The sequence below is a fragment of the Flavobacterium sp. RSSA_27 genome, from assembly GCF_051547125.1.
GTDB lineage: Bacteria > Bacteroidota > Bacteroidia > Flavobacteriales > Flavobacteriaceae > Flavobacterium.
In genome coordinates this window covers 139,435-152,847 of record NZ_JBPTTN010000001.1, presented here as the reverse complement: position 1 = coordinate 152,847, position 13,413 = coordinate 139,435, and the positions used below count along the sequence as shown (strand labels likewise).

Genomic DNA, 13,413 nt, shown 5'->3' with positions numbered 1-13,413 from the left:
GGCTGGTTTTTTTTAAGAAAGCTAATTTACGAAAAGGATTGAAATATAGTATAAGACATAGGTGATTTGGATAGAAAATAAATACTTTTTTTGTGTATAACGCAAAAAAGCAGAAAATTAAATCTGCTTTTTTATGAATTACTCAAAATAGAGTCTATTTCCTAGTGTCGTTGACTAATCGTTTTAATAAAGCCCATTGTCTTAGGGTGTCTTTAGCTGCAATTGCAGGATAGCCTAATACAACTTTACCTGCGGGTACATCGCAAGTTACTCCAGAGCCTGCACCCACAGTAGCACCAGCACCAATTGTAGTGTGGTCCTTGATAGAGGCACTTCCGCCAATGACAACTCCGTCTTCTAAAGTTACAGAGCCAGCAAGACCACTATGACCAGCCATTATGCAAAAACGCCCCAATTTACTATTATGCCCAATTTGAACTAAATTGTCTATTTTACATCCATCGCCAACAACAGTTGAACTAAATTTGCCTCTGTCTACACAAGAATTGGCGCCAATTTCTACATTATTACCAATCACAACATTCCCAATTTGAGGAATCTTAACTAATCCTTTTTCGTGGCAAAAACTAAATCCAAAGCCGTCTGCACCTATCGTTGCGTTGGGATGTAAGATACAATCATTGCCAATGTGGCATCGTTCTCTCACAACAACACCTGACCAAATTGTGCTGTTGTTTCCTATACTTGAAAAATCTAAAAGTGTTACATTGGGATAAATAGTTACATTTTTACCAATAATTACATTTGGTCCTACATAGCAGCCAGCACCAATTTTGGTGCCTTCACCAATAATTACACTATCATCTATGGTGGCTGTTGGGTGTACATCAAAATCAAATTGTGGAGGCGGTGGAGCAAAAAGAGCCAACAATTGGGACATTGCCAATTCGGCATTTTTCACTTTTATGAACGCTTTGTTTGTGCCAGGTTCAATGCTGATATCTTCATTTACAATAGCGGCACTTGCATTTGAGGTGCTCCAATACTTTTCGTATTTTTTATTACCTATAAAAGAAATTTGATTTTCTGAGGCTAGGTCTAATTGTTCTGGCGAAGTAATGTTTTGTGATAATGTGCCAATTAGTGTGCCTTTTAGAACATTATTAATTTCTTGAATGGAATAGGTTTTCATTAAATGAGAAGTGTATTTTATGATTTTATTTTCCAAATAAAGTAAATTGCAGCCTCGATACCTATTTTTTTAACGTATTAGAAAGGGATGTTGTGAAAAATTACGCTTTTGTATGAAAAGGCATAAAAAAACGACTACCTCTAAAAGTAGTCGTTTTATGATTGTAACGAAGAATTATTCTTCTTCTTTTTGTCCCATCATCATCAGAAAGGCTTTTAAAAAAGGGTCAATATTGCCGTTCATAACACTGTCAACATCGCTTGTTTCATGGCCAGTGCGAACATCTTTAACCAATTTATAGGGATGCATCACATAGTTTCTGATTTGCGAACCCCATTCAATTTTCATTTTTTTAGCTTCGATTTCATCTCTAAGCGCTTGCTTCTTTTTTAATTCAATTTCGTACAATTGCGATTTCAACAATTGCATGGCTTTGGTTTTGTTATCTAATTGAGAGCGTGTTTCTGAATTTTCGATGATAATTCCAGTTGGGTGGTGGCGCAAACGTACTGCGGTCTCCACTTTGTTTACATTCTGTCCTCCAGCACCACTGGAACGCATGGTTTCCCATGAAATATCAGCAGGGTTAATCTCAATTTGAATAGTGTCATCTGCGAGAGGATAAACATATACCGACGCAAAAGAAGTATGTCTTTTGGCATTACTATCAAAAGGGGAGATGCGAACCAAACGATGTACACCATTTTCTCCTTTTAAGTAACCAAATGAATAATCGCCTTCAAATTCTAGAGTAACGGTTTTAATTCCAGCCGATTCGCCCTTTTGGAAATTCAGTTCTTTAATTTTGTAACCGTATTTCTCGCCCCACATGATGTACATACGCATCAACATTTCAGCCCAATCACAACTTTCGGTTCCACCGGCCCCTGCAGTGATTTGCAAAACAGCACTTAGGGTATCTCCTTCATCCGAAAGCATATTTTTGAATTCGATAGCTTCAATGTGATTTTCAGCTAAAGTGTATTGTTCATCGAGTTCTTCAATACTTAGTTCACCTTCTTTATAAAAATCATAAGCAAGCTGCAATTCCTCAGTAAGAGAAGCCGCTTTGTCATAATCTTCAATCCACTTCTTTTTATTTCGTAAGTTTTTTACAATGATTTCTGCTTCTTTTGCATTATTCCAAAAGTCAGGAGCAAAAGTTTTTTCTTCTTCGTTGGTAATTTCAATGAGTTTAGCATCAACGTCAAAGATACCTCCTCAACGCACCAAGGCGCTCCACAATACCTTTAATTTGTTCGGTAGTTGTCATAAATTATTATTAATTTTGTTTTGCAAAAATATAAAAAAAATACCACAGCACAAGCTAAGGGCTTGCTGTGGCTGATATAAATACTACTTATGGAAATTAATTTAGTGAGTGATACTGTGACCAAACCTTCTCCAGAAATGTTGCAATATATGTTTAGAGCAGTTGTTGGTGACGATGTTTACAAACAAGATCCTACAGTAATTGAATTAGAAGCACGTGTAGCCGCAATGTTTGGCATGGAGGCAGGTTTGTTTTTTCCTTCAGGTACTATGGCGAATCAAACGGCAATAAAATTACACACACAACCTGGTGAGCAGTTGATTGCTGATAAATATGCTCATGTTTATAATTATGAAGGCGGTGGAGTTTCGTTTAATAGCGGCGTTTCTTGTTGTTTATTAGACGGAAATCGAGGAATGATAACAGCCAATCAAGTTGCAGAAGCTATCAACGACCCTGAATTTTATCACAGTCCGAAAACAAGTTTGGTGTGTGTAGAAAATACAACAAATAAAGGAGGTGGTGCTTGTTATGACCTCGAAACCTTACAGCAAATAAAGCAAGTTTGCGATAGCAATAATTTAAAGTTTCATTTGGATGGTGCCAGAATTTGGAATGCTTTGGTAGCCAAAAGACAAAATCCTAAGGAGTATGGAAAGTTGTTTGATACCATTTCAGTTTGTTTATCCAAAGGATTAGGAGCACCAATTGGATCGGTTTTGTTGGCCGATAAAGAAACCATACATAGAGCTTTGCGAGTGCGTAAAATTTTAGGAGGAGGAATGCGTCAAGTAGGATATTTAGCGGCAGCAGGAATCTATGCTTTAGAAAACAATATCATGCGATTGACAGAAGACCATCGCAGAGCCAAAGAACTAGGACTGCTACTGAGCAGACTTCCATGGGTAGAATCAGTAGAACCTGTTGAGACGAATATCTTGATTTTTAAGGTGATTCCAAGTTTGAGCGATGCACTTTTAATTGAAAAATTACGTCAAAAGAACATAGCCATTAGTTCACTTGGAAAAGGAAAACTTAGAATTGTAACACATTTGGATTACCGAGAAGTAATGCATTCTTACGTAATAGAAACCTTACAGCGTTTGTTTGTAGTATAAAAAAAAAAGGATTTATAGTTTTATAAATCCTTTTTTTGTGTTCTTATTTGAATAAATTATCCATACCTGGAATCATCGGCATATCCATTTTTGCAACGGCATCAAGTTCTGTTTGGTTTACTTGATTAGCTCTTGCAATGGCTTTATTGAGTACTAAAATCAAATAATCTTCGAGTTGTTCTTTGTCTTCTAGTAATTCATCTGCTATATGTATAGATTTTACAGCGGTATTAGCGGTGATAGTAATTTTTAATAAACCATCTGAGCTCTGTTCATCAATCAAAACGGTGTTCAATCTTTTTTTTGTGTCCTCTATTTTTTGTTGGGTTTCTTTTAGTTTTCCCATCATTCCCATTAAATCCATTTTGTTTTTTTTAAAATTATACATGCAAAATTACTATATTGCTGATTGATAATCAATAGAAAAAATAATGAAAAAAATCATTCGTTTGGGATTGCTTTGTGTTATTTTTGTGCTAACAATTTCTAAGGCAAAAGCACAAAAAATGGCTGAAAACATACAAGCACCTATAGCTAAAATTATTCCTAAAACTCTAGTAAAACATAATCATACCCGTATTGATAATTACTTCTGGCTAAACGAAAGAGAGAATCCTGAAGTTATAACTTACTTAAATCAAGAGAATGAGTATTACAATGCTAAAACAGCAGATACTAAGGAATTTCAAAAAGAGCTTTTTGAAGAAATGAAAGCTCGAATCAAAGAAGATGACCAGTCGGTTCCCTATTTTTACAACGGATATTTTTATATAACACGTTACGAAAAAGGGCAAGATTACCCTATTTATGCTAGAAAAAAGGGTAGTTTAAATGCTGCTGAAGAAATTCTTTTTAACTGTAATGAATTGGCTAGAGGAAAATCCTATTTTCAGTTGGGAGGGATGAGTATCAGTCCTGATAATAAATATGCATCCTTTGGAGTAGATACTAAAGGAAGAAGAATTTATACTATTCAAATCAAGAATTTAGAAACAGGCGAGATTCTTTCAGATAAAATAGAAAACGTTACTGGAGGGTCTGTTTGGGCCAATGATAATGCGACTATTTTTTATACCCAACAAGATAAAGTTACTTTAAGAGCAGACAAGGTTTTTAGACACAAATTAGGTACGGATGCTAAAAGTGACGTATTGGTTTTTGACGAAAAAGACGATACTTTTAATGTTTATGTGAGTAAAGAAAAATCAAGAAAATATATTGTAATTGGTTCAGGAAGTACGCTAACGAGTGAGTACAGAATTTTGAATGCAGACCAACCTGAAGGAGAATTCAAAGTATTCCAACCAAGAGTTCGTGGTTTGGAGTATAGCATTTCTCATTATGGAGATGCTTTCTATGTTTTGACCAATAAGGACAAAGCAACCAATTTTAAATTGATGAAAACGCCTGAAAATGCTACTTCAAAAGAAAATTGGAAAGACTTGATTCCACATAGAAAAGATGTTTTATTGGAAGGTATCGAAATATTTAAAAATTATTTAGTAGTCGAGGAACGTTCTAATGGTTTAAATCATATTCGTATCATGCCTTGGAGCGGAAAAGGAGATTATTATTTGCCTTTTGATAACGAAACCTACAGTGCTTATACTACCACAAATGTTGATTTTGATACGGATATTCTTAGATATGGATACCAATCAATGGCAACGCCTTCTTCGGTTATCGATTTTAATATGGCAACCAAAACCAAAGAAGTATTAAAAGAACAACAGGTATTGGGCGGCAAGTTTGATAAAAATAACTACATAGAAGAACGTGTTTGGGCAACGGCTGCGGATGGTACAAAAGTGCCAATTTCGATGGTATATCATAAGTCTGTTAAGAAAGATGGTAAAAACCCATTGTTGCTGTATGCTTACGGTTCGTATGGAAATACCATGGAACCTTATTTTTCTTCTACAAGATTAACATTGTTGGATAGAGGATTTGTTTATGCTATAGCTCATATACGTGGAGGTGAGGATTTAGGAAGAAAATGGTATGAAGACGGGAAACTACTAAAAAAGAAAAACACTTTTACTGATTTTATTGATTGTTCAAAATTTGTTATCCAACAAAAATATACCTCTCCAGAGCATTTGTATGCTGAAGGAGGTTCAGCAGGTGGTTTGCTCATGGGAGCAGTAGTAAATATGGCTCCTGAGTTATATAACGGAGTAATTGCTCAAGTTCCCTTTGTTGATGTAGTAACAACAATGTTAGACGATAGTATTCCGCTTACAACGGGAGAATACGACGAATGGGGAAATCCAAACGACAAAAAGTACTATGATTATATGTTATCTTATTCTCCATATGATAATGTTACAAAACAAAAGTATCCTAATTTGTTTGTTTCAACAGGGCTTCATGATTCGCAGGTACAGTACTGGGAGCCAGCAAAATGGGTAGCTAAATTAAGAACAATGAAAAATGACGATACAGTTTTGTACTTAGTGACTAATATGGACGCTGGTCACGGTGGCGCTTCAGGTCGATTTGAAGCATTAAAAGAATTAGCCAGAGAGTTTAGCTTTTTATTAGATTTGGAGAAAATTAAAAAGTAATTCAAAAAAAATTGCTAAGTTTGCAACTTATCTAGAAGGTTTTGTACATCTACTAGATTAACTATTTTTTTATGAAAGAAGAAATAAACGCTTATAATAATGTTTTAGAGTTAATAGGTAATACTCCACTTATTAAGCTAAATAAAGTTACTCAGGAATTTGATGGTAATTTTTACGCTAAGGTAGAAGCTTTTAATCCAGGCCATTCTTCAAAAGATAGAATTGCATTATACATAATCGAAGAAGCTGAACGAAAAGGCATTCTATCACCAGGAGATACAATTATTGAAACTACTTCAGGTAATACTGGATTTAGTTTAGCAATGGTTAGTATTATCAAAGGCTACAATTGTATTCTTGCTGTGAGTTCCAAATCTTCTAAAGATAAAATTGATATGCTTAGGAGTTTAGGTGCCAAAGTTTATGTTTGTCCAGCTCATGTTTCAGCTGATGATGAGCGTTCTTATTACAGTGTTGCTAAAAGATTACATGAAGAAACCAAAGGCTCAATTTACATCAATCAGTATTTTAATCAATTAAATATAGATGCACATTACGCCTCTACAGGCCCGGAAATTTGGAAACAAACCAATGGAAAAATCACGCATCTTGTTGCTTGCAGTGGTACTGGGGGGACTATTTCGGGTACGGCAAAGTATTTGAAAGAGCAAAATCCGGAAATTAAGATTTTAGGTGTGGATGCTTTTGGTTCCGTTTTAAAGAAATACCATGAAACTAAGGAATTTGATAGTAGTGAAATTTATCCTTATCGTATTGAAGGTTTAGGAAAAAATTTAATTCCAACAGCAACTGATTTTGATGTTATTGATAAATTTATTAAAGTAACCGATGAAGAAAGTGCTCATGCAACTAGAGAATTAGCTAGAAAAGAAGGGCTTTTTGTAGGATATACTTCAGGTGCTGTAATGCAGGCGATAAAACAATATGCAGAAGATGGCGAGTTTGATAAGGATAGTAATGTAATTGCAATTTTTCCAGATCACGGATCCCGCTATATGAGCAAAGTATTTAGTGATGATTGGATGAATGACCAAGGTTTTTTTGATAGCGTAAATGAAGAAGAAGAACAAAAAATTGAGTTCATAAAATAAAAGTGTTAGTATTGTTAAAAAAAGCCATTTATTGAATTAAATGGTTTTTTTTTTTATAATTTTTTAATAAGATGTGTTGATTGTTTGATAAATCAATAATTAGTTTATGTTTTTCTATATAAATATATTTTAACTTTTTTTTTGGTAAAACTATTTGTAAAATCAAAATATTATTCTATTTTGGACACATTAATAAATGCTTTATATTAACAAATTTTTAAAGAATCATTCTTTTATAATTATTAAACCTAATCTTACCAAAAAAACCTGCTATGAAGAAATTGTACTTTAGTGCGCTATTTGTGTATAGCGCTACGTTTTCGCTTATGGCTCAAAAAGAGCAAATTAAGACTGCTCAGGCAGAATTAAACAAAGGGAATGTTCAAGAAACATTAACCATTTTGAATGATATCGAGTATTTAATCACCAATGCCAAAGATGAAGATAAATCGGATTATTATTTTCTTAAAGGTAAAACGTATACAGCTTTAGCTAATAAAAAAATTGAAACACCAAAAAATTTATCACAAGCAGTTGCTTGCTACAATGAATTGATCTTATTAGAAGTTGATTCTGGAAATTTGAAGTATGCTGTTCAAGCAAGAGAATTAATTAAAGAATTAAAGAGTAATTTAGAGCGAAGTGCAATTGATGATAATAATGCACAAAAATTCTCAGACGCAGCGGTAAAAATGTATTATTTATACGAAATGGATAAAAAAGATACCGTTAATCTGTATAATTCAGCCATTAATTACTTTAATGCTAAACAGTATGATTTAGCATTAAAAAATTATGAAACATTAAAAAAGTTAAAGTATGCTGGAAATGGAATGGAATATTATGCTACAAACAAAAAAACCAGTCAAGAAGAACTTTTTAGTTCAGCCTCTAACCGTGATTTGGGTGTTAAACAAGGTTCTCACGAAAAACCAAGAAATGTAAAGGCAAAATCAAAAAAGATTGAAATTTTAAAACAAATTGCTTATATCTATTCTGAAAAGGGAGATGTTGCAAGTGCTGAGAGTAATTATAAAGAGATAATCAATGTTAATCCAAATGACATTGAGGGGTATATTGATTTAGCCTATATTAAATTGGATAAGAAAAAAGAGTTAGCTGATAAAATGGCCTTGCTCGGCACTACTCCTGCAGAAATGAAAAAGTATGACGAGTTGAAAATCAAAAAAGATGAAGAAGTTAAAGTCGCAGTTGAATATCTTGAAAAAGCTTTGAAATTAGAGCCTAATAATAAAGATGTTTCAAAACTACTTCTTACATTGTATCGTTCACTAGACTTGACTGATAAATATGAAGCATTGAAGGCTAAAGGCTAGAGGTTAATTTATTTTAGGTTTTAAAAAAAAAGTTGCTCATTGAGCAACTTTTTTTTAGGAATTACATTAAATTATTTTTTTAATAACTCTTAATTTATGGGTGTGTTTTTGGGTTTCTGTATTGTAAATCCCTAGGTGATCAAGACGGTCAATCCTGACTTTTCCGCTAGCATGAATAATGTAATTGTCTGCCATTATAATTCCAACATGAATAATTTTCCCTTCTTCATTATCAAAAAAGGCCAAGTCACCTGTTTCGCTTTCTTCAATAAAACTAAGGGCTTCTCCTTGTAATGCTTGTTGTGAAGCATCTCTTTTGAGTTTGTACCCATTAAGCTTATATACCATTTGAGTAAAACCAGAACAATCGATTCCAAACGGCGTTTTTCCTCCCCATAAGTAAGGTGCATTCAAATACATATACGCTGTTTTTATTAGACTTTCTTTGCTTTTAATCCCACTTGTTTTTGTGCCTTCAAAACTAAAAAGGTCTGTATTTATTTCATTATGATTTAAAAAAGATAAACTAGCACCCAATGGGATTGGAATTAATAGATTGTTAGGTCCGGTAATGTATTCTATTAGGTCAGCATTTAAAATTATACTTTCGTCTGAAAGTAGTTTGAAATTTTGTTCTGTAAGCAATTGATATTGCTTGCTATCAACCCAACCTTCATATTGGTCAAATTGAAGTTTTATTTTGGCCCATTGATGGTGACGCTCAATGATTTCAAAATGCTCTCCAAAAAGTACTTGTGAGACAATTTCACTTCTATCACTAGGTTCAAAGCGAAGAGGTATGATGGCTAAATTACAGATTCCAAACATTAATTTTCGATTTAAAAATTGAGGTTAAAAGGGTAATGCTTTTAACCTCAATTCCACTTTGTGTTTCTAAATTTTTTCGATAACAATTGCTGAAGCACCACCGCCGCCATTACATATTGCAGCTGCTCCAATTTTACCATTGTTTTGTTGTAAAACATTTAATAAAGTAACAATAATTCTAGCACCTGAGCAACCTAGGGGATGTCCTAGTGATACAGCGCCTCCATTAATATTTACTTTCGAATTGTCTAAACCTAAAATTTTTGAATTGGCTAAACCAACAACAGAAAATGCTTCATTGAATTCAAAATAATCAACATCTTCTATAGTGATACCGGCTTTTGAGAGTGCTTTTGGTAAAGCTTTTGCTGGGCTAGTGGTAAACCATTTTGGTTCCTGTGCAGCATCGGCATAACTTTTAACATAAGCTAATGGAGTTAAACCTAAAGCCAAAGCCTTTTCTTCACTCATAAGTAATAATGCTGCTGCACCATCATTAATAGTAGAAGCGTTGGCTGCAGTTACAGTTCCTTCTTTTGTAAAAGCAGGGTTTAAAGCTGGTATCTTGTCCAAATTTACATTGGTAAACTCTTCGTCTTTTGAAATAAGTATCGGTTCCCCTTTTCTTTGAGGTACAGAAACAGGAACTACTTCATTATCAAATTTTCCTGAACTCCAAGCATCAGCTGATCTTTTATACGATTGTATGGCAAACCCGTCTTGTTCTTCACGTGTAATGTTATACTCTTTAGCACACAAGTCTGCACTGACTCCCATGGCATTGTTGTCGTAAGCATCTGTAAGCCCGTCTTTTTGCATACCATCAACCATCGTATTTGGTCCAAATTTGGTTCCTGTACGTAGGTTCATGTAATGTGGAATTAAACTCATGTTTTCCATTCCTCCAGCTACTACAATTTCAGCATCTCCACATTGAATAGCTTGAGAAGCAAGCATAACGGCTTTCATTCCTGAAGCGCAAACTTTGTTTACTGTTGTACAAGCTACTTCGGTAGATAAACCTGCATACAGCGCTGCTTGTCTAGCAGGAGCTTGTCCAACTCCAGCTTGAACCACATTTCCCATGTATACTTCATCGACTAATTTAGGGTCAAGTTGAATTTTTTCTAAAGCACCTTTTATGGCTACAGCACCAAGTTTTGGTGCAGTGATATTTGATAATCCCCCCATAAAACTCCCAATTGGTGTTCTTACGGCAGAAACTATAACTACTTTCTTGTTCATAATGTAAAAATAAGTTGATTTATGTAGCAAATTTAATCATTTTTGCTGCTATTCCATATTTTAATGAAATAATATGCATTTTGTGAATTGGGTTTTGGTATTTATAAGTCTATTTGTTTGATTGTGAAGTCTTTTTGGTTTTTTGTGTATTTTATTTAAAAAAAAGCATTAAAATAGTTGTGAGAATCCTAAAGTTGGCTTAAGTTTGCAACCGCAAAACAAGATGGTTTTCTTGTTAAGGAGAGGTGCCAGAGCGGTAATGGAGCAGATTGCTAATCTGTCGACGGGTAACCGTCGCCAGGGTTCGAGTCCCTGTCTCTCCGCAATTTTCGGGGTGTAGCGTAGCCCGGTTATCGCGCCTGCTTTGGGAGCAGGAGGTCGCAGGTTCGAATCCTGCCACCCCGACACAATGGACGCATAGCTCAGCTGGATAGAGCACCTGCCTTCTAAGCAGGCGGTCGAAGGTTCGAATCCTTCTGCGTTCACAAAAAGCCTTATAATCAATTGATTGTAAGGCTTTTTTGTTTTTTGGTCATATTTTTGGTCATATTTTGGGATCAATTTAAAAGTTGGGGATTATGCAAAAAGATTGGATTATCTGAATGTGTAATTACAATATTCCTTTTTTTTCTATTTTGATACAATCTAATTGCTGTTCTGTTTATTTTCTGTTACATTGCAGTAATTAATCTTTTCTTTATGAGAATTATTTATCAGAGTTTCTTTTTTTTATCTGCATTTGGTTTAGTTAGTTGTGGTAGTTTTCAAAATAATCCTTTGAAACAAATTTTGAAAGTAAACGATGGTGTCATTCATCAAGTGATGCAAAATTCCGAAGAATTCGAAGTGCAAATTATTTATTCTCAGATTGAGAGAAGTAAAAAAGGCACGGTTACATTCAAGGATTATAAATACAATGTAGATGCAAAACAATATTTCTATCCTGCGAGTACCGTCAAATTTCCTATTGCTGTTATGGCTTTAGAGAAGTTAGATGCTATTTCGCATACTTCTGTAAATTCTACATTTTCAATTGGAGATGAAGTAAACCAGTGGAAATTTTCGGAAGAGATTTCAAAGTTGTTTGCTGTAAGTGATAATGAAGCCAGTAATCATTTATTTGAATTTATTGGATTTGACCATTTGAACAATGGCATGAAAAGTAAGGGCTTGTCGCCTTTTAGAATAACACATCGATTATCGACGGAAAATTCAGGAAGTAGGGTAATACAACCTATCACTTTATATAAGGAAGATGGTACAGTTTTGAAATTTTCATCTACTCAAACGAAAGCATTTCTTCCCTTGAAATTAAAAGGAATTCAAAAAGGGAAAGGGTATTTAGAAGGTGAGCAAATCATTCAAAAACCATTTGATTTTTCAGCAAAAAACTATTACCCTTTAGAGACCTTGCACAATACACTAAAAAGAATTGTTTTTCCAGAAGCATTTGAGGTAAAAGAGCGATTCAAGCTGTCAGAAAAAAGCAGAGAATTTATATTGTTTTCGATGCAAAACTTACCCAGAAATGCAGGATATGATCCAAAAGAGTATTTTGATGGGTATTGTAAGTTCTTTATGTTTGGTGACACAAAAGAACCTATTCCGGATTATATTAAAATTTACAACAAAGTTGGTGAGGCCTACGGAACGCTAACGGATTGTGCGTATATTGTCGATTCGAAAAACAACATTGAGTTTTTAGTATCGGCCACTATTTTGGTCAATAAAAACAAAATATTTAATGATGGAATTTACGAATATGATTCGATTGGATTTCCTTTTCTAGCAGAACTTGGTCGACAATTGTATCAAAAAAGCAAACAATAATCTAATTTAAAGTCAAGGCTCCTAAAATTTCCTCAAACAAGAAAGGTCCTCCAGGATATTTAGCTGTATAATCCAAATTCATCCATACTTGTCCGCGTTCATCGATATGATAATGCAATTGTTTGTTGGCACTTTCCCTTGGGAATAATTCGTTTTTGATTAAATAATTCACTTTTTCCAAATTTTCCATGGAGCCAATTAATATTTCTGGATATATGTGTCCTTTGGTGTGAATTAATCTTGGGGTTCCACCAATAGCTCTAACACAAGCCGCCATAAGAATGGAATGATCATCGCAATCACCAGAAAAATACAACAAAGATTCTGTAGCAGTGGCAATATAGTCACCTTCTTTGGGATCGTGAACGTAATTCCAACGCGAATTGATTTCTTTGAAAACTGCAAAACATTGAATAATGGTTCTATAATCGCCATATCCATTTAGGTTTCTAAAGTGCTTTGTTGTAGCCATAATAGCGAAATTTCGAACTTTGGGGTTTTCATATTCAATGGCGCTCAAAATTTTAGATTTATTAGGAAAGGGAAGGAGTTTGGCAATGATAATGTCTTGAGGGTAGGGGCTGTCAGACATAGTGTAGACCATTGAATTGTAATCTTCAACCACGCTATTAAAGCCGTAATTCCCAAAGATACTGCCGTAAATTAGAACAAATAAATAAAGAAGAATGGCAATCATCATAAAGGTTCTCATAGCGTTTAGAACGAAATGAAGAACAATAAAAACCACCAAAAAAATAAGAATTCGGTCTAAATTAAAAGGCCAATTAAAATCAATAACATTGTGATGAATAATGATAAAGATAGGAAAGGTGATAACTAAGTTCAAAAAAGATATAATAATAATGTCCCAAGGTTTCTTGACTTGAAGTTGGGTTTTTAGCTTATTTAAATCAATTTTTTTTGGTTCTATCATATCTTAAAAAAGGAGT

The 13,413-nt window shown here is 34.1% G+C and carries 11 protein-coding genes and 3 tRNA genes; 8 read left to right on the top strand and 6 right to left on the bottom strand.

All coding sequences use genetic code 11. The features are described from left to right. Positions 1–154: 154 nt before the first annotated feature. Both lpxD and prfB read right to left on the bottom strand, forming a co-directional pair. On the bottom strand, positions 155–1,153 hold the full coding sequence (gene lpxD / locus ACSVH5_RS00660; protein WP_438059535.1) for a UDP-3-O-(3-hydroxymyristoyl)glucosamine N-acyltransferase: 999 nt from the start codon (positions 1,151–1,153) through the stop codon (positions 155–157). Between the two features lie 174 nt (positions 1,154–1,327). Then, positions 1,328–2,426, bottom strand: a protein-coding gene (gene prfB, locus ACSVH5_RS00655; RefSeq protein ID WP_298297384.1) for a peptide chain release factor 2 whose coding sequence is annotated in 2 segments (ribosomal slippage) — positions 1,328–2,362 and positions 2,364–2,426 — 1,098 coding nt in all. Because the reading frame shifts where the segments join, the coding sequence is not laid out codon by codon here. Between the two features lie 89 nt (positions 2,427–2,515). Between prfB and ACSVH5_RS00650 the strand changes: the two genes are divergently transcribed. Next, positions 2,516–3,544, top strand: a complete 1,029-nt coding sequence (locus tag ACSVH5_RS00650; protein WP_438059534.1) for a threonine aldolase family protein — start codon at positions 2,516–2,518, stop codon at positions 3,542–3,544. A 43-nt stretch (positions 3,545–3,587) separates the two neighbouring features. On the opposite strand, the gene ACSVH5_RS00645 is transcribed toward ACSVH5_RS00650, so the two are convergent. Further along, on the bottom strand, positions 3,588–3,932 hold the full coding sequence (locus ACSVH5_RS00645; protein WP_438059533.1) for a YbaB/EbfC family nucleoid-associated protein: 345 nt from the start codon (positions 3,930–3,932) through the stop codon (positions 3,588–3,590). 118 nt (positions 3,933–4,050) lie between these two features. Here ACSVH5_RS00645 and ACSVH5_RS00640 point away from each other — a divergent pair, with 118 nt between their 5' ends. From ACSVH5_RS00640 to ACSVH5_RS00630, 3 genes are all read left to right on the top strand, one after another. Then, positions 4,051–6,111: a S9 family peptidase gene (locus ACSVH5_RS00640; RefSeq protein ID WP_438059961.1), complete on the top strand. Its 2,061-nt coding sequence runs from the start codon at positions 4,051–4,053 to the stop codon at positions 6,109–6,111. A gap of 71 nt (positions 6,112–6,182) precedes the next feature. Continuing rightward, positions 6,183–7,223 carry a PLP-dependent cysteine synthase family protein gene (locus ACSVH5_RS00635; RefSeq protein ID WP_438059532.1) on the top strand — a complete coding sequence of 347 codons (1,041 nt, stop codon included), beginning with the start codon at positions 6,183–6,185 and terminating at the stop codon, positions 7,221–7,223. Positions 7,224–7,495: 272 nt separating this feature from the next. Then, positions 7,496–8,560 carry a tetratricopeptide repeat protein gene (locus ACSVH5_RS00630; RefSeq protein ID WP_438059531.1) on the top strand — a complete coding sequence of 355 codons (1,065 nt, stop codon included), beginning with the start codon at positions 7,496–7,498 and terminating at the stop codon, positions 8,558–8,560. Positions 8,561–8,626: 66 nt separating this feature from the next. On the opposite strand, the gene ACSVH5_RS00625 is transcribed toward ACSVH5_RS00630, so the two are convergent. Further along, a complete protein-coding gene (locus ACSVH5_RS00625; protein ID WP_438059530.1) occupies positions 8,627–9,388 on the bottom strand; it encodes an NlpC/P60 family protein in 762 nt (253 codons plus the stop codon). A 66-nt stretch (positions 9,389–9,454) separates the two neighbouring features. Then, complete coding sequence (locus ACSVH5_RS00620) at positions 9,455–10,633, bottom strand: acetyl-CoA C-acyltransferase (protein WP_438059529.1); 1,179 nt, start codon at positions 10,631–10,633, stop codon at positions 9,455–9,457. 239 nt (positions 10,634–10,872) lie between these two features. Here ACSVH5_RS00620 and ACSVH5_RS00615 point away from each other — a divergent pair. From ACSVH5_RS00615 to ACSVH5_RS00600, 4 genes are all read left to right on the top strand, one after another. Continuing rightward, positions 10,873–10,956 (top strand) — tRNA-Ser (locus tag ACSVH5_RS00615). 7 nt (positions 10,957–10,963) lie between these two features. Next, positions 10,964–11,038: transfer RNA gene (locus ACSVH5_RS00610), tRNA-Pro, on the top strand. 6 nt (positions 11,039–11,044) lie between these two features. After that, positions 11,045–11,118 (top strand) — tRNA-Arg (locus ACSVH5_RS00605). A 214-nt stretch (positions 11,119–11,332) separates the two neighbouring features. Continuing rightward, complete coding sequence (locus ACSVH5_RS00600; protein ID WP_438059528.1) at positions 11,333–12,463, top strand: serine hydrolase; 1,131 nt, start codon at positions 11,333–11,335, stop codon at positions 12,461–12,463. Between the two features lies 1 nt (position 12,464). Here ACSVH5_RS00600 and ACSVH5_RS00595 read toward each other — a convergent pair whose 3' ends face one another. After that, positions 12,465–13,397 carry a transglutaminase gene (locus ACSVH5_RS00595; RefSeq protein ID WP_438059527.1) on the bottom strand — a complete coding sequence of 311 codons (933 nt, stop codon included), beginning with the start codon at positions 13,395–13,397 and terminating at the stop codon, positions 12,465–12,467. Between the last annotated feature and the right edge of the window lie 16 nt (positions 13,398–13,413).